This window comes from Paenibacillus sp. FSL K6-2859, assembly GCF_038008265.1.
GTDB classification, from domain to species: domain Bacteria; phylum Bacillota; class Bacilli; order Paenibacillales; family Paenibacillaceae; genus Paenibacillus_AQ; species Paenibacillus_AQ nitricinens.
In genome coordinates, this window is sequence record NZ_JBBOYU010000001.1 from 3,492,285 (window position 1) to 3,509,898 (window position 17,614).

The 17,614-nt window shown below is 45.6% G+C and carries 13 protein-coding genes; 11 read left to right on the forward strand and 2 right to left on the reverse strand.

Annotated features, from left to right (window positions below; all coding sequences use genetic code 11):
* The 5 genes from MHB64_RS15445 (at nt 1) to MHB64_RS15465 (ending at nt 5,523) form a co-directional block, all read left to right on the forward strand.
* Nucleotides 1–1,182, forward strand: a complete 1,182-nt coding sequence (locus MHB64_RS15445) for an amidohydrolase (RefSeq protein WP_341134790.1) — start codon at nt 1–3, stop codon at nt 1,180–1,182.
* Nucleotides 1,179–2,354, forward strand: a complete 1,176-nt coding sequence (solA, locus tag MHB64_RS15450; RefSeq protein WP_341136085.1) for an N-methyl-L-tryptophan oxidase — start codon at nt 1,179–1,181, stop codon at nt 2,352–2,354. The genes MHB64_RS15445 and solA overlap by 4 nt, the downstream gene beginning before the upstream one ends.
* A complete protein-coding gene (locus MHB64_RS15455; RefSeq protein ID WP_094869024.1) occupies nt 2,354–2,833 on the forward strand; it encodes a DinB family protein in 480 nt (159 codons plus the stop codon). The genes solA and MHB64_RS15455 overlap by 1 nt, the downstream gene beginning before the upstream one ends.
* Nucleotides 2,834–2,908: 75 nt before the next feature.
* Nucleotides 2,909–4,246: an LLM class flavin-dependent oxidoreductase gene (locus MHB64_RS15460; protein WP_341134791.1), complete on the forward strand. Its 1,338-nt coding sequence runs from the start codon at nt 2,909–2,911 to the stop codon at nt 4,244–4,246.
* Nucleotides 4,243–5,523 carry a M20 metallopeptidase family protein gene (locus tag MHB64_RS15465; RefSeq protein WP_341134792.1) on the forward strand — a complete coding sequence of 427 codons (1,281 nt, stop codon included), beginning with the start codon at nt 4,243–4,245 and terminating at the stop codon, nt 5,521–5,523. Before MHB64_RS15460 ends, MHB64_RS15465 begins: the two co-directional genes overlap by 4 nt.
* Nucleotides 5,524–5,570: 47 nt before the next feature.
* Here MHB64_RS15465 and MHB64_RS15470 read toward each other — a convergent pair whose 3' ends face one another.
* Nucleotides 5,571–6,617: a stalk domain-containing protein gene (locus MHB64_RS15470; RefSeq protein ID WP_341134793.1), complete on the reverse strand. Its 1,047-nt coding sequence runs from the start codon at nt 6,615–6,617 to the stop codon at nt 5,571–5,573.
* Nucleotides 6,618–6,864: 247 nt separating this feature from the next.
* Between MHB64_RS15470 and MHB64_RS15475 the strand changes: the two genes are divergently transcribed.
* Both MHB64_RS15475 and MHB64_RS15480 read left to right on the forward strand, forming a co-directional pair.
* Nucleotides 6,865–7,920: an LLM class flavin-dependent oxidoreductase gene (locus tag MHB64_RS15475; RefSeq protein ID WP_341134794.1), complete on the forward strand. Its 1,056-nt coding sequence runs from the start codon at nt 6,865–6,867 to the stop codon at nt 7,918–7,920.
* Nucleotides 7,921–7,939: 19 nt separating this feature from the next.
* Nucleotides 7,940–8,506: an NADPH-dependent FMN reductase gene (locus tag MHB64_RS15480; RefSeq protein WP_094869020.1), complete on the forward strand. Its 567-nt coding sequence runs from the start codon at nt 7,940–7,942 to the stop codon at nt 8,504–8,506.
* Nucleotides 8,507–8,591: 85 nt separating this feature from the next.
* On the opposite strand, the gene MHB64_RS15485 is transcribed toward MHB64_RS15480, so the two are convergent.
* Complete coding sequence (locus tag MHB64_RS15485) at nt 8,592–9,371, reverse strand: AraC family transcriptional regulator (RefSeq protein WP_341134795.1); 780 nt, start codon at nt 9,369–9,371, stop codon at nt 8,592–8,594.
* Nucleotides 9,372–9,595: 224 nt separating this feature from the next.
* Between MHB64_RS15485 and MHB64_RS15490 the strand changes: the two genes are divergently transcribed.
* From MHB64_RS15490 to MHB64_RS15505, 4 genes are all read left to right on the forward strand, one after another.
* Nucleotides 9,596–10,255 carry a ThuA domain-containing protein gene (locus MHB64_RS15490; protein ID WP_094869018.1) on the forward strand — a complete coding sequence of 220 codons (660 nt, stop codon included), beginning with the start codon at nt 9,596–9,598 and terminating at the stop codon, nt 10,253–10,255.
* A 24-nt stretch (nt 10,256–10,279) separates the two neighbouring features.
* A complete protein-coding gene (locus MHB64_RS15495; protein ID WP_341134796.1) occupies nt 10,280–11,383 on the forward strand; it encodes a Gfo/Idh/MocA family protein in 1,104 nt (367 codons plus the stop codon).
* 237 nt (nt 11,384–11,620) lie between these two features.
* The gene (locus MHB64_RS15500; RefSeq protein WP_341134797.1) at nt 11,621–14,080 is read left to right on the forward strand and encodes a GH39 family glycosyl hydrolase; all 2,460 of its coding nucleotides are present in this window, start codon (nt 11,621–11,623) and stop codon (nt 14,078–14,080) included.
* A 370-nt stretch (nt 14,081–14,450) separates the two neighbouring features.
* Complete coding sequence (locus MHB64_RS15505; RefSeq protein ID WP_341134798.1) at nt 14,451–17,255, forward strand: glycoside hydrolase family 2 TIM barrel-domain containing protein; 2,805 nt, start codon at nt 14,451–14,453, stop codon at nt 17,253–17,255.
* Nucleotides 17,256–17,614: the final 359 nt, after the last annotated feature.

Here is a 17,614-nt window from a genome sequence, read left to right on the forward strand (position 1 = left end):
ATGACTAGTAAAGCTAAAGAGCGGAGTGCGGAAGCGCTTGGAGAAGAATTAATCGGGATACGCCGTCATCTGCACCGGCACCCGGAACTGTCCAACGAAGAATATGAGACAACAAAATATATTATTTCCCTGCTGGAGCGGACAGGAGTCAGGATCATAGATTACGGTCTGTCTACCGGAGTGATCGCAGAAATTGGGGGCAAGCAGCCCGGTCCGGTCATCGCGCTGCGCGCAGATATCGATGCCTTGCCAATCCAGGAGGAACCCGGAGCAGCTTATGCTTCGTTGTATCCCGGCAAAATGCATGCCTGCGGACATGATTTTCATACAGCTGCCTTGATCGGTGCCGCCTATCAATTGAAGCATCGCGAGGATCAGTTACCAGGAACGGTACGCCTGTTGTTTCAACCGGCCGAAGAGAAGGCGCAAGGGGCACAGCGGCTCATTGCTAGCGGGGCGCTAGAAGAAGTCCGGGCAGTAATCGGGCTGCATAACAAACCGGAACTGCCAGTCGGAACGATCGGTATTACGGCGGGCCCTCTAATGGCAGCGGCTGACGGGTTTGTGATTGAAGTGCAGGGTGGCAGTTCTCATGCTGCCGTTCCAGAAGCGGGGATAGACCCGATTGTAGCTGCTTCGCATATCGTGACCGCATTTCAATCCATTGTAAGTCGTAATGTCAGTCCCCTACAAAGTGCGGTGGTCAGTGTGACGCAGATTCACAGCGGAAATTCATGGAATATCATCCCCGAAAAAGCCGTGCTTGAGGGTACAATCCGTACCTTTGATGAAACGGTGCGCAGCAAAGTACTTGACCGCTTTCGGGAAGTGGCGACTGGTGTGGCAGCTGCTCTTGGAGCAAAAGCCACTGTCCGCTGGATCGAAGGGCCGCCTCCGGTTATCAACGACGCCGCCTTAGCAGCGTTAGGAATAGAGTCGGCTGAAGCTCTTGGCTACCGGACGGTCAAACCAGAGCTTTCATTGGCCGGAGAGGATTTTGCCTTCTATCAGCGCGTTGTACCGGGATTGTTCGTCTTTATAGGTACTGAAGGAAGCCAAGAATGGCATCATCCAGCCTTCAATCTGGATGAACAGGCACTTCCTGTGGCAGCACATTTCCTTGCGGATGCAGCTGTACGTTCCCTTGAGTACTACAATTCCGGTGGAGGTGCAGAATTATAGCTGAACATAAAAGTTACGATGTAATTATCGTAGGCGCAGGCTCGATGGGCCTGAGTGCTGGTTACAATCTTGCGAGGCGTGGAGTGAAGACGCTGCTAGTTGATGCCTTCGATCCTCCACATACACAGGGCAGCCATCACGGGGAATCCCGGCTGATCCGGCATGCCTACAGTGGTGATCCCGCCTACATTGATTTAGCTTTGCGGGCAGATACACTATGGAAAGAAGCGGAACAGTTGAGCGGAACAGAACTGCTTGTCCGCTCAGGCGTGTTGAATCTCGTAGATAGCACAGTGTATTCCTTCAACGGTCGTCTCGAAGAAGCGAAGAAACGGAAGGTGCACGTACAGCATTTGGATGCCGAAGAGATCCGGCGGCGCTGGCCGGCACTGAACATACCGGAATCATTCGCGGCAATGTATGAACCAGATGCCGGGTATTTGTACAGCGAACGCTGTATTTCCGCCTACCGTCAGCTTGCCCTTGGACATGGTGCGGAACTGTTGACGAACTCTCCAGTAGTGAATGTCACCGCTCGCGAAGGCAGCGTTTCGGTTCATACGACAAATGGCGATTATCACGGAGCGGCAGCTATTCTTAGTGCAGGAGCTTGGTTTGGCAAATTTGCACCTTTTGTACATTTGCCGATTAAAGCAATCCGCAAAGTTGTGGGCTGGTTTGAGAGCTCCCCTGCTTTTACTGCTGGTAATTTCCCTGGCTTTACGTTAGGAGCAGAGGAGGGTGGCTATTACGGATTTCCCAGCATTGATGGAGCTGGGCTAAAGATAGGCCGCCACGATACAGGGCTGGAATGGAAGCCGGGTTCACCGCTTGCCCCGTTCGGCAGTGAAGCCAGCGATGAGGGTGACCTCCGCAAGGTACTGGAGTCTTACATGCCTGGTGCAGCTGGTCGATTGCTAAAAGGTTCTGCATGTAAATATGAGCATACGCCTGATGAAGATTTCATTAAAGACTGCCATCCGCTTCATTCCAATGTGCTGATAGCTGGAGGGTTTTCGGGGCATGGTTTTAAGTTTTCTAGTGTTGTGGGTGAAATACTGGCTGACTTAGCGATCGGCGGAGCTACAACGCATAACATCCTGCCTTTTTCGTTATCTCGTTACGCACCACCGGATCATTCGCGAACAAGTCTTATATTGGAGGGGATTTAATGAGCAGAGTTCAAATCAGTGATTATCTAAAGACGTATCATCAATTGGTAAAGTCGACCGCAGGGTTAACAGAGGAACAGCTGAAATGGAAGGCAGAACCCGCCAGTTGGAGTGTGACTGAGGTATTGACTCATCTGGCTGATCACAGCATCGTAGTTTCGTTCCGCATTCGTGATATTTTAGCGGCTACGACTGCACAGCTTCCGGTCTTCAATCAGGATGCTTGGGTCAGCGGTCAGTACGCCAACAGCGGCAATGCTTCCGACAATTTGGAGCTGTTCCGCAGCCTGCTTTACTATAACAGCCTTTTGTTTGAACGGCTTAGCGAAGAAGATTGGGAGAAAAGCGGAATTAATTTCAAGGGGGAGACTGTGAAAATTTCCGATATCGTGCGCGGCTTCACTGCACATGTGGAGAGACATCTTGGCCAGATCGAACGAATCAAACAGGGCGCAGCTAATGCATCGTTTGTGCAATGATTGCTTCCGAAGTCAGTTTTTCATGAATTGAAATCTAAGAAGCGTATGCTCACAAAACTTTTAGGAGGAATGAACATGACCAAACCAAGACCACTGAAGCTGGGTGCACTGCTGCATGGGGTAGGAGGCAGCACGTCGATGTGGCGCCATCCAGATGCCAAACCAGATGCCAGTGTAAACTTTGAATTATACAAAGAGTGGGTACAGAAGGCAGAAGAAGGCAAGTTGGATCTGATCTTCATCGCAGACGGTCTGTACATTAATGAAAAGTCCATTCCTCATTTCCTTAACCGGTTTGAGCCGCTGACCATTCTTAGCGCACTCGCAGCCGTCAGCACTAACATCGGTTTAGTTGGTACCCTGTCTACTTCGTACAGTGAACCATTTACCGTAGCGCGTCAATTCGGCTCACTGGATGTAATCAGCGGCGGCCGGGCCGGCTGGAATGTGGTGACTTCACCTCTGGAAGGATCTGCGTCAAATTACAGCAAAAAAGAACATCCTGACCATGGCAAGCGCTACCGCATTGCTACCGAATATTTGCAGGTGGCGCGCGGATTATGGGATTCTTGGGAGGATGATGCGTTTGTACGCAACAAGGAGTCAGGTGTATTCTTTGATCCGCAAAAAATGCATACCCTGGACCATCAAGGAGAGTTCTTCTCTGTGAAGGGACCGCTGAATATTGCTCGTTCGAAACAGGGGCAGCCAGTCGTATTTCAGGCAGGATCCTCGGAAGTCGGTAAAAATTACGCCTCCAAGGAAGCAGATGCTATCTTCACTGGACACGAAACGCTAGAAGATGCCCAAGCATTCTACAACGATGTTAAGACACGGGTAGCTTCGTTTGACCGGAATCCGGAGGAGGTGCTGATCTTCCCTGGAATCGCTCCAATCATCGGTGACACACCGGAGGAGGCAGAGCGCAAATACCAGGAGATTGCTGGCCTTGTAACGATTGAGAATGCACTGAACTACTTAGGCAGATTCTTCGAGCATCATGATTTCTCGCAATATCCGCTGGATGAGCCCTTTCCTGAGCTTGGCGAGCTCGGACGTAATAGCTTTCAGAGCGGAACGGATAAAATCAAAAAGGATGCGAAGGAGAGAGGCTTGACACTTCGGCAGGTCGCCTTGCAATCAGCTACTCCACGCAGCAGCTTCATTGGAACACCGGAACAAGTAGCTGATCAGATTCAAACTTGGTTTGAGAGTGGTGGGGCAGATGGATTTATGATCGCGGCTGCCGTCCCTAACGGACTGGAGGAATTCATCGATCGGGTGGTACCGATTCTGCAGGAGCGGGGTTTGTTCCGCACTGAATACGAAAGTGGCACGCTGCGTGGAAACCTCGGCATTCCGTTGCCGGAGAACCGCTATTCCAAAGCTTCTCAGCCAGCAGGGCAAATTTGACGGTTGATCCAGTATTCGCAATCCACCAAAACTCAAATATTGCGGAGATGATGCATTACGCCGGTCAGCTGCAGGATGAAATGATTGAATACCGTCGTGATTTGCATGCCCATCCGGAGCTACTGTATGATGTCGTCCGCACTTCTAATAAAGTAGCAGAATTGTTGGAGGAGTGGGGGATCACAGTACGGAGAAATGTCGGCAAACATTTCGGAATGGGGGTGGTCGGCCTCCTGCAAGGCCTAGCAGGCAATGGAAATAGTGGCCCCACGCTTCTTCTAAGGGCAGATATGGATGCTCTGCCGATACAAGAGTGCAATGAGTTGCCTTACAAGTCAGTCAATGACGGCATCATGCACGCCTGTGGCCATGATGCCCATACCGCTATGCTGTTGGGGGCTGCCCGAACCTTGGCAGCCTTCCGGGAACGATTGATTGGCACCATTATTTTCGTCTTTCAACCAGCTGAGGAAGGCGCGGTCAAGAGTCCGCTTGATGGAAGATTACTCTCGGGCGGCCGCGATCTCATTGAGGATAACGTGCTGGAAGGTGTCGATTATGCCTACGCGCTGCATGTCATGCCAGAGCTTCCAGTCGGAACGCTTGGTATTCACCCTCATGATGCCATGGCAGCGTCCAGCCATTTTAAGGTGGAATTTCAGGGGACATCCGGTCATCATAGTGCTCCGCACAGAGCTGTAGATGCGATCCAGATGGCGGCACAATTTATAGGAGAAATTAACGGTTTAATGGCTAATCGAATCGATCCGCAGGAGGCGGCGGTGTTGGCCTTCGGAACGTTGCAGGCTGGTACTGCTGTTAATGTGATCGCTGAACACAGTGAACTGACAGGAACGTTCAGAGCATTTACCAAGACGACGGTAGCTGAAATTACAAATGGTTTACAGCGCCATGCTTCAGCTATAGCTGAGTCTTACGGAGGGAAATACAAGCTGGAGCTGCGTGAAGGAATTGCAGTAGTGAACAATGCGGAAGCGGTGCAGCAGGTGCTTCATGCAGCCCGTGCAGTTCTAGGAGAGGATCAGGTAATACTTCTGGAGCAGCCAAGTCTGGCTGGTGAGGATTTTGGTTGGTATCTTGAAAAAGTCCCTGGTGCCTTCGCCTTTATCGGTTGCGGCAATAAGGAGAAGGGGATTTACCATGCTATCCATCAGCCACAGTTTAATATCGATGAAGCGATGCTAGTTCCTGGTGCGAGTATACTGGTTAGACTCGCTATACAGCATAATAGCTCGTCCAGCGTTAAGCAAAAGTAAAAGGTACCCAATTTGGGTACCTTTTACTTTTGCTTAAGCTTGTCAGCTCACCAGAAATACGTTTCGAATGTGTAACCGTTTTTCCCAAAGAATGTTATCTCTCCGCTTGTCACTTCCTCAGGAATATCAAAAAACATGCCTTGTTTCCCTGCGATATCATAGGTGTGAGTTACTCTCTTATCATGAACTTTATAACTTACCTCGAAATGACTGAATTGCTTCTTAAGACCTTGATCGAACATACCGACACTAACGAGCTGTCCGCTCCGCTTCACTTGGACGTCGTCTCCATCATCCCCCATGCCTAAATCCATACTCCAGTTCAAACTCCCGTTTTTTAAACGATCGACGTATTTCAACGTAAGCGATTCTACGCCATCTTCCTCTTCGATATGTAAGAGTACAGCCGTATATTTATCAATAATCCGAGAGTCCAGAACTGGAAGTCCGCTCAAAATAGCAAATTGAGTTAACTCCTGCTCTGTTATTGCCTCTCCTGAGGGGTCATCCATCTCTATAGGTTTCATGCCTAGCCAATCTTGCCACGCCTCAGGAGATTCGAGTTCAGCACGAAAGTCATCATCCGTGGTAATGTTCGCTGTTCTAGTTGCTACATCCCAATCAACGGAGATCCCGATTCGTTCGGCAATGGCGCGCAATGGGACCATAATATCACTGCCGGAGAGATAAGGTGTAGGACTCTTCCAATCGATCCAGACGTCAGAATCCTCTATATCTTCGTTGTAATCGCTAAACATATAATCACTTATATCCGGATAAATAGAAAGTGCTCCGTTAAAATGAGAAATAAAAACATGCGGATAAGGGTTATCTATAAACTTCGAAATATCGGCTTGTATGTCAGGATGCTCAAAAAGTTGGGTTGGAACGAACGTTGTTCCCACTTTTAGCGTAGGCAACTCATCTTGAAAGAAAAAGTTTATGCCATTAATTGTGACAGAGGGTTGGATAGCAGATCGTTGGACAGCATCGGATAACTTCGGTACAACAGATGCCGATGCGAAGATCGGAGTCGAATTGGAAGCCAATAAGAAAAGAATAAGTAATACGTTCATGAAGCGGCGGCTGTGCATGACTACAAGTCTCCTTTTTTTGTTTATCACTTTAATAATCAAATCAATATCCTAAATATACCATGTGGAGATTATTATAAGGGATTCTTAGCAGAAAGGCTTGATTCGAGTAGTTTTTTTTCTTAACAGGATCATTAGTTTGACATTATGAGAGCACTTAACTATAATTATTATAGTGACTAACTTAAATATATTTAATGGGCAAATCATAAATGAATTCTAACTTCTTAAAGAAAAGAGGATAATTATGGAACAATATCGGATCAATGCAGACAACGGCTTAGAGTTTGGACTTTATACATTAGGTGATCATCTAGCGAACCCTGAAACTGGGAGCAGAATATCTGCCAAACAACGCATACGTGAAATTATTGACTTGGCTCAATTAGCGGAGCAAGCAGGAATTGATTTTTTTAGTGTAGGAGAGAGTCATCAAGAGTATTTTGCTACTCAGGCCCATAGCGTTGTGCTGTCAGCTATTGCACAGGCTACTAAGAAAATGAAAATAGGTAGCTCGTCTACGATTATAAGCACCTCTGATCCGGTTAGAGTGTACGAAGATTTCGCTACAATTGATTTGATCTCAAATGGTCGAGCTGAAATTATAGCTGGCCGTGCCTCTAGAGTAGGGCTATATGAATTATTGGGCTATGATCTTAATGATTATGAGGAATTATTTGAAGAAAAATTCGACTTGTTATTAAAGATAAATGAAAACGAAGTTATGAATTGGAAGGGAGAATTTCGTAAACCTCTCAAAAATGCAAGAATCCTCCCCCGTCCTGAGGGAAACTTACCGATATGGAGAGCCGTAGGGGGAACTTCTGCCAGTGCGATCAAAGCAGGTATTGCAGGTGTTCCTATGTTTTTGGCCCATTTAGGGGGTCCCGCAGTCTTGTTTAAAAGATCCATTGATGCTTATCGTGAAGCTGCAAGCCAGAACGGATTCGATCCGTCGAAGCTGCCTGTAGCGACTGCTGGATTCTTTTACGCGGATGAAACGACACAGAAGGCCCAAAGAGCCTATTATCCATATATAAATGAAGGAATGAAATTAACAAATGGACGTGGTTTTCCTAAACAGGCGTTTGCTCAAGGAGCCGATCCGCGCGATGTTATGAATATTGGCAGCCCACAGGAAATCATTGAAAAAATTCTATATCAACATGAACTCTTCGGCCATCAACGATATATCGCACAAATGGATTTTGGTGGCGTACCTTTTGAAAGTTTAATGAAAAACATAGATTTAATTGGTTCTGAGATTCTACCGGCTATTAAAAAATATACGGCAAAAAAATAAACTCTAGGAGGTCAGAAATATGAAAATCGTAGCGTTATCGGGGTCAAAGATAGGCTCAAAAACCAGAATCGCCATGAATTACACAGTAAATTCGTTCTATAAAAAATACCAAGATGCAGAAGTTACACTTCTAGATCTGGCGGAGTATGATGTTCAGTTCAGTGATGGTCGCAATTTTCTGGAATACGAAGGGGATACCAAGTACGTCATTCAAACGATCATGGATGCAGATGTAATTGTAATCGGAACACCTATATTTCAAGCCTCCATCCCAGCAACACTAAAGAATATATTCGATTTAGCGCCTGAAAAAGCATTTCAGCACAAAGTTGTAAGTATGCTCGTCACGGCAGGATCTGCACGACACTATCTGGTAGCTGAGCAGCAATTGAAACCGATATTGGCCTATATGAAAGCGCAAATTGTTCAAACGTATGTATTTATAGAAGAGAAGGATTTTTATCGAAAAGAAATAGTAAATGATGATGTGCTATTCCGTATAGACCGCTTAGTGGAAGATACCTATGTGCTCTCTGAGACTTATGCCAAAATTCGAGAGGCTGAAGAAGCTAAATATGGTTTCTAAGGAAGATTAAAATAAAGCCGATGATCTAAACCAAAAGATCATCGGTTTTTTGTTTGCATAAGTAAGCTAACGGACGATGTATCATTTAACGTAATTCACTTGGAGTCCGTTGTTTAATCTGTTTAAATACTCTGTTAAAGGTGCGGATATTAGTGAAACCGCATTCCAGCGCGATATCCAAAATGGTTTTGTCTGTGGTCAGCAGCAGCTGTTCTGCCTGGTTGACTCGGATGTTGCTAAGGTACGCAATATAGCTCATACCGGAAAGACTCTTGAAGAAGCGGGAGAAATAAAAGAGGCTCATATTGGCTTGCCGTGCAGCGTCAGCAAGTGTGATGGGATGCATGTAGTTGACGTCGAGGTATTCAAGAACACCTTGCATAATCTTCATGTTAGTGATGCGCCTTTTATCTTTCTGTGGATTAATCTTATCCGAAGGAACATGCCGTAAAATGAGTCCGCTCCACTCGTGCAAAAGGCCAATGATTACCTGTTCATGATATTCCAGCTTCTGATTATATTCATTCATAAGTTCTTGCAGGATCAGAGAAAGACGGTTGTTGATACACACTTCTTCTTCTCGTGTAGCAATTATTTTCTCTATAAATGGTGAAGTCAGTCTCACATTCAAAGGCCATCCTCCAGGAAAACCGATTAACGAAGGATTGAATATCACCATCATTATCTTGGAGCTGCTGTCTTTACTGTCATAGTAGTGGATGTCTCCGCTGCTGCATATAGCCATATCTCCCGCTTTCAAGATCCTCGTTTCGGAGTTAATTCCCATCCGAATTGAACCTTCAAATACATAAACTATCTCAAGATCGTTATGCCAGTGGGCTAGAAAATCAATATCATTAGACATTATTACAGTGAAGGGGAAAGTGGAATGGTAAGTTCTATTTTCGTGAAAGGCTTTCATGAGATCTCCTGTTCATGCGGTTTAAATTTTAGGTTCACCAGTAAAACTTAGCAAAAAATGACCATTCCTACAAGTGAAATGGCGAGCACACCTCTCTGATCTGGATTACAATTTCATCAGATGGAAAAAAGGTTGATTACATATGTAAAGGAAAAGGAGATTGCAGGATGACGAAGAAAGCATTGATTGTAAAAGGTGGATGGGATGGGCATGAACCAAATGAAGTAGCTGCAATTTTTGCTGGTATTCTAGAGGCTGAGGGCTTTGAAGTTGAAGTGTCTGACACGTTGGAGAGCTTCAACAGTGCAGAAAAGCTTGCGGATTTAAGTCTTATTGTACCGGTATGGACCATGGGAGAAATCAGTAATGATCAGGTATCCTCGGTTCTGAAGGCAGTAGCTTCTGGAGTAGGAATTGCCGGTTGTCATGGAGGAATGTGCGACTCTTTCCGTAACAATACAGAGTGGCAATTTTTGACCGGGTCACAATGGGTAGCACATCCATTTAACGACGGGGTAGAGTACGAAGTTAATATCGTACATTCTGGCTCCAGTCCCATTGTGGAGGGCATCCAAGACTTCAAGGTAAAATCGGAACAATATTATTTACATGTAGATCCTGCAGTGGATGTCTTGGCAACGACTACCTTCGTAATGACTGAGGGCGAACATTCAGCAAATGGTGTCATCACGATGCCCGTTGTATATACGAAGAAATGGGGAAAAGGGAAGGTTTTCTATAATTCACTTGGACATCATGCAGATGTTTTCGATATTCCGGAAGCCAAGGAACTGATGCGAAAAGGCTTTTTGTGGGCGGCTAACTAAAACTGAGATAAGGTGGGAACGATCTTGCGCAAAGTGAAGGTAGGTATAGTCGGCTGTGGCAACATCAGCAGCATTTATTTTGAGAATTTGAACGGGACTTTCGTTAATACTGAGGTTTATGCTTGTTCCGACCTGGATAAAGGTCGTGCAGAGCAAGCGGCGGAGAAATATGGCGTTCCACATGTATGGACGACAGAACAATTACTTAATTCGGAAGATATTGAAATCGTCGTTAATCTAACAACGCCTAATTTTCATTTTGACGTATGCAAGCAAGCCTTGCTAGCTGGCAAGCATGTGTATGTGGAGAAGCCCTTATCCCTTTCCCTGGAAAATGGTACCGAGCTAGTTCGTCTGGCGAAGGAAAAGAACCTGTTCCTTGGCTGCGCACCAGATACTTTCCTTGGAGGTGGTCTGCAAACCTGCAGTAAGCTGATAGCGGATGGTTATATCGGGGAGCCGGTGGCAGCAACTGCCTTTATGCTTTGTCACGGACATGAAAGCTGGCATCCTGATCCGGAATTTTATTATAAATCCGGTGGAGGACCCATGTTTGACATGGGACCCTACTATCTAACCGCGTTAGTATCTTTGCTAGGCCCAGCTAAAACAGTTTGCGGCATCACTAAAACCTCGTTTGCTCATAGAACGATCACGAGCGACAAAAAGTTTGGCAAAATCATTGATGTAGAGGTGCCCACACATGTTGCTGGAACGATTCAGTTTGAGAGTGGTGCTGTGGCAACCATGATTACTAGCTTTGATGTTTGGCACAGTACTTTGCCGAGGATCGAAATCTACGGATCGCAAGGAACCTTGATCGTACCGGACCCTAACAACTTTGGAGGGCCAATCCTTTTACGCCCGGCACACAGCTCGGAATTCCAAGAGATCCCACTTATCTACAATTATACAGATAATAGTAGAGGCATAGGAGTAGCAGATATGGCACACTGCATAGACACGGGGGAAAATCCTCGTGCAAACGGAGAACTCGCGAATCACGTACTTGAGATCATGCATGCATTCCATACAAGTTCTGACTCTAAGCAATATGCTCAGCTGGTAACCAGCTGCGAGCAGCCCAAGCCATTGCCGCTGGGCTTAGTCAAAGGGTTTTTAGATTAGTAAATTCCCAGAGCAAATACTAAGTGTACGCTGCAGATAATCAGCTTTCAAAAAGGGTAGAAGACAGATCTATAAGTCTTCTACCTTTTTGGTAATCAGTAACGGGTGGAACAATACAACGTTCGAGTACTGATGCAAAAAGTCATTATTAACAGTAAACTTGATTTCATGGGTTTATATGATAGGATTTTGGAGGAGGCAAGGGCTCTACTAAGATTTATGAATAGGAGGTTAGGTATGCAAGAAAATACATTGATAGCCTCGGATTTTAGGTTTTCAATTAACCTCCCTGAAGACGCTATCGCTTCCTGGCATCAAGAACTTGAGGTAATGTATATATTGCAGGGAACTGGGGTCCTACAGCTGGATGACAATCAGTTTACCTATGAAGTTCGGCAGGATGACATTATTGTGTTGAATAGCTACCAACTGCACGCTTTAAATATGCTAGGTTCGGGCAAGGCGCTGTCGCTGTTTATCTCGCCCGCATTTTTGGCAGCTTTTTGTCCTGAGATTGAAAGTATACTTATAGAGTGTAAGTCTTTTCTATACTCTAAGGACGAACAAGATCGCTTTAATGTAGTCCGAAGTGAGTTCGCCAGTGTATTCCAAGCCTATTACAAAAACGAATCTCGTTTACCTATACTAATGCGTAGTCGTGTAGGTGTATTGCTAAACAGTCTAGTACATACTTTTCTTGAGCAGAGCAAGCAAAAGGATCCCGCCAAATCCTCAAGTAAGGAAAGATTGCGCAAAGCAACCGACTTTCTCCACCGGCATTATCGAGAAAATATCACTCTGAGTGGTCTGGCTTCTACTATCTATTTAAGTAGCTCCTACCTGTCTCATTTATTTCAGAAACAACTTGGCCTTACCTTTACTGCCTACCTTACGAATGTCAGATTGAGTCAGGCGGTGGCACTTCTTCCTAGTGAAAGAACGATCACGGACATCGCCTCAGAAGTTGGGTTTCCAAGTACCAACGCTTTGATCGACGCCTTCAAACGGCGCTTTGGTGTTACACCAGGGCAATACCGTATAGTAAATGAACATGATGCGACAGATCCAAAGGATAACGATATGATTTCAGCGGAATTTTCGACTGATTTCACTTCACTAATGCAGCATTTGCATCACAACGACCACTCCATTGTCCAACCCCAGGTCAACGAGGGATATGATCTTCATGTGGACACTAACCGTAAGATTCGGACACTGAGTCATAACTGGCGGACGTTGATTAATGCAGGATACGCCAAGGATCTGTTGAATGGCGCGGTACAGGCACAAATACGAAAGCTGCAAAATGAGATTGGCTTTCGCTATATGCGTTGCAAAGGTCTGTTAGACGATGACATGATGCTGTTTGTCAGGAAAATGTCTGGTAGCGCAGATTATAACTTTGTTTATGTAGATGAAGTACTGGACTTCATGCTTTCAGTGGAGTTAAAGCCTTATGTGGAATTTAGTTATATGCCCTCTGTATTAGCGAGGGAAGCCGTGTTTCCATTTAAGAGACCAAGTATCCTATCTATGCCTGAGCATCTAGACGAATGGCTCGCCCTTGTGACTTCCCTTGTTAGGCATTTCATTGATCGGTATGGAATTGAGTCCGTGCGGGAATGGAGGCTTGCTCCCTTCGTGAGTCCAGAGTTTTCTGGATATGGTGTGTTTACCATGGAAGAATACTGGGTGCTTTACCGAGAAACCAGCCTCGCCATCCGCGCAATCGATCCGCAACTACATATTGTTGGTCCAGGAAGCAATATTGATGCAACTGATTTTATCAGTGAATTTCTAGTGTCTTGCAGTAAGGGGAATTGTATGCCCGACTCTCTGGCTCTACGTGCTTATCACAGCATATTACCGGGTCAGGAAGATACTGGTCTTCAGCTCATGGCAGAGGATGAAGCTTTTCCACTTGCGGTAAGTGGTGATGAACAGTTTTTGAAACACTCCTTACATAAGGTCAAAAAACTGTTGCGTCAACGTGGTTTCGCTTGTCTGCCCGTGATTCTTGATGAGTGGAGTAATAACATATGGCAGCGTGATTTGTGTAATGATACTTCCTATAAATCTGCTTTTCTTTTCAAAAATATCCTGGAGAATTACGACCACTTTGAGGCTATGGGATACTGGTCGCTCAGTGACCATATGGAGGAGATTATTCCTTCGTCGGATCTTTTTCATGGCGGGTTTGGTTTATTCACTCGCGGAGGTTTGCCCAAAAGCTGTTATCGGGCACTGCAATTGTTACGTTATGCAGGAAGCGGTCTGATAGCTGAAGGTGACGGGTATTTTATAACTTCCTCAAAAGGTGAAATACAGATATTTCTATATAATTATTGTCATTATGATACTCTATATCGCTACCGTCATACTACTCACTTGACTCAATCCGAACGTTACAATGTGTTCAATATACGTAATACCCGTCAGTATCACATTCGTCTAGACGGCTTAACGTCGGGTGTTTATACAGAGCGAAGGTATTCGGTAGGTCCAGCTGGGGGAAGCGCCTTTGATGAATGGTTGAATATGGGGGCACCTAAGGACATGTGTCCAGAAGAATGGTCTTATCTTGAAGGTCGGTCCATGCCGTTATTTCAAATGCGTTCGCTGCAAGTGACAGCAAATTTTGTGGTAAATGCTGTTGTACAACCACACGAGGTACAGGTGATTAGATTAACTCGTTAAATAAAAATAATATAACAAGGATGACATTAGTGTCGTCCTTGTTTGTATTGTAATTTTTCTCTCGATATCAGATTTGAAATCGCTTTCGCTAATAATGATAAAAGAAGGACTGGATATCCTGATTAAACCTATTTCTGAAACCGATAAGCCTGGCGTGAAAAATATCCAAAAAAGTGCAGCTCAAATGCGCAAGATGTTGGAGGCGGTTTCGTAGCAGGAGCCTCCGAGGTAGTAAAGGACATGTGCAAGCTTGTGTTGGAGAATGTGTAAATAACCCCTCTACTGAATTATCTGGTTTAATATGCTAATCTTTATATAGTAGAGCATTATACTGCTAGAGTTCAGTGATTACCATAATAGGAGTGATATTTTGCAGACAAAGATCAACCTTGAAGGCGAATGGAAGTTGCAATTGGACAAGACTAAACATGGACTAACCTTGCCTTTTACAGATGTTATCACACTGCCGGGAACAACTTCATACGCACGTAAAGGACCAAAGAACGAGGAAGTTTTAGTAAGCGCTCTAACGGATGAATATCTGTTTGAAGGGCAAGTCTGGTTCGCAAGAGAAGTATTCATTCCGGATGAGCTGGCCGGTAAGGCCTGCTATCTATTTTTGGAACGGACGAGACTTACGACGCTTTGGCTCGACAATACGGAGATCGGTAGCCGTAACAGTCTGAACACCCCGCATATATATGAATTGCCGAAGCTACAAGCTGGAATTCATACAATCACCGTCCGTGTGGACAATACCGATTACCCAACCAAGGGCGGACATTTGACTTCGCAGGATACCCAGACCAACTGGAATGGGATTACCGGTCGTATGGAGCTTCAGTTCTATGGGGAATCGCAGCTTACTAATATCCGACTGGAGTCGAATCTGGCTGCACGTACGGTTCGTATTACAGCAACCTTGGACAGCAACAGTGAAACTACGCTTGCGGTGTCTGCCCAAAGCTTCAACAGTGAAGAGACACACGCGGTGGACGAGCGTGAGTTTCCTGTTTCACCGGGGCTTATTTCCGTCGATTATGTGCTAGGCCAAAACGCGTTGCTCTGGAGTGAAGGCGCTCCCAATCTTTATAATATAACCCTTGTTTTGAAAGACAGGGATGGACATATCACTGACCAACAGGAGCTCAGCTTTGGTTTGAAGGAATTTCGAGCGGAGGGTGACAAGTTTACAATCAACGGAGAGAAAACCTTTCTCCGCGGCAAACATGACGGCCTGATCTTCCCGCTCACCGGCTATGCCCCAACTGATGTCGAGGAATGGGTAAGAATCCTTGGCATTTCCAAGTCCTACGGTATCAATCATTATCGCTTCCACACCTGCTGTCCACCGGAGGCTGCATTTACCGCTGCAGATATGCTTGGGATCTATATGCAACCAGAACTTCCATTCTGGGGTACAATCACGGAAGAAACGGATGAGGGCCATAATCAGGCCGAACAGGATTATCTGATCAACGAGGGTTATGCCATTCTCCAGGCTTTCGGCAACCATCCTTCCTTTGTGATGATGTCCCTTGGTAATGAGCTATGGGGCAGTAAAGCTAAAATTGATTCTTTCCTGAAGGCATATAAAGCGTTCGATAATCGGATTCTCTATACACAGGGCTCCAATAACCACCAATGGGTACCGGAAATTCTGGAACATGACGATTTCTTCAGCGGTGTGCGCTTCTCCAGAGAACGACTCTTCAGAGGTTCTTATGCAATGTGTGATGCACCACTAGGACATGTACAGACTGCGTTGCCGAGTACAATGAAGGATTATGATGATCAAATTGTACCCTTGGATCTCTTGAATGGAGAGAAGATGGAAGATACAGCTGGCGGTGAGATCCAGATTCAGTATGGTACCGAAGCCAAGACCGTGAAGGCAGATGAGGCTTTCGGAGAATGGATACCGCACATTCCTGTTGTCTCGCATGAGATTGGACAATACGCAACCTATCCAAATTTTGAAGAGATCGAAAAATATAATGGACCACTCAAGGCCGAGAATTTCAAAATTTTCCGTGAACGCTTAGAAAGTAAGGGACTGGGGCATTTAGCCGCTAAATACTTCGAATGCTCAGGGCAGTTGGCCGTAGCCTGTTACAAAGAGGAACTCGAGGCGGCATTCCGCTCCCGGAGACTTGCCGGCTTCCAGCTCTTGGATCTTCAGGATTTCAGCGGTCAGGGAACAGCATTAGTAGGTGTCCTCGACGCCTTTATGGATTCCAAAGGAATGATTAGCCCTGAGGAATGGCGGACCTTCTGTAATGATGCCGTTCTGCTGGCGAGATTTCCTAAGTATAACTATGTCTCCGGTGAACCGTTCGATGCTCATATAGAGCTAAGCTGCTTCCGCAGCGGTTTGCCAGATACACTTGAATTACGTTGGGAACTGACTGTGGATAACGGTATTTTGGCAGAAGGGACAACCGAGGTGAACGTTCCTGCAGGAACGAATTACATCGATATCTGTGATTTGGAGATAACGCTGCCTGTAGTTGACCGGATGAGTACAATCGTATTGTCTCTCTCGATACAGGGGACAGATATTCGTAAGAGCTATGAGCTATGGATCTACCCAGAAAAGAGCGGCAATATGCTGGAAGGCATCCATGTATTCGACAAGCTGTCTAGTGATGCGCTTGCACTGCTGGAGCAAGGTGAGAGCGTGCTGCTGATGCCGAAACCGGAAACTCTCCAAAATGCTGTTGAAGGTTATTACTGCACAGATTTCTGGTGTTATCCAATGTTCCGCTCAATCTCAGAGAGCATGAACCGGCCAGTTCCTGTGGGTACCATGGGGCTGCTAATCGATAACTGCCATCCTGTATTCCACGAGTTCCCTAGCGAGGAGTATTCAACATATCCATGGTGGAATATCGTACAGCACTCAAAATCCATTATCATGGATGAAGCTGATCGCAGTTGGAATCCCGTGGTGCAGACCATCGACAATTTTGAAAGAAATCATAAGCTTAGTTTCCTCGTGGAATGCAGCGTAGGAGGAGGCAACTTACTAGTGTGCGCTTTAGATGCAGACAAGGTAAGCGATTCGCCTGAAGGAAGACAGTTCTTATCAAGCCTTGCGGGTTACATCAAATCCGCAGCGTTCAAACCACAATACAAAGCAACTGTGAATGAGCTTCTTGAGTTGATCAAGTAGGGGATTGCTAAGGGCTCCTCATTGTATTTCACATGGGTGAACATAACAGAAGGACTATGCTTCTGTAAGTAAGATGGGCTGTTTAACAGCAGAGCAGTGATTCTCTATGTAACAAGAGAATCGCTGCTCTTTTTGCTAGATAGGGGGCAGACTTTAACTTCACAGTATAATCATCTTCTAAGATTTGGAGAGTTTCGGACCCAGAAGACGCTAATTTCCAAAATTCAGCCTTTTTCGCGTTCTACAAATAGTTTTTATCTAGAATGGTTGTTTGTACTTAGCTGCAACTGAGCAGATTAACAAACGATTTCACAGGGTTAGGGGCCTTCGAAAATGATAACCCGATGCTATCATTGATA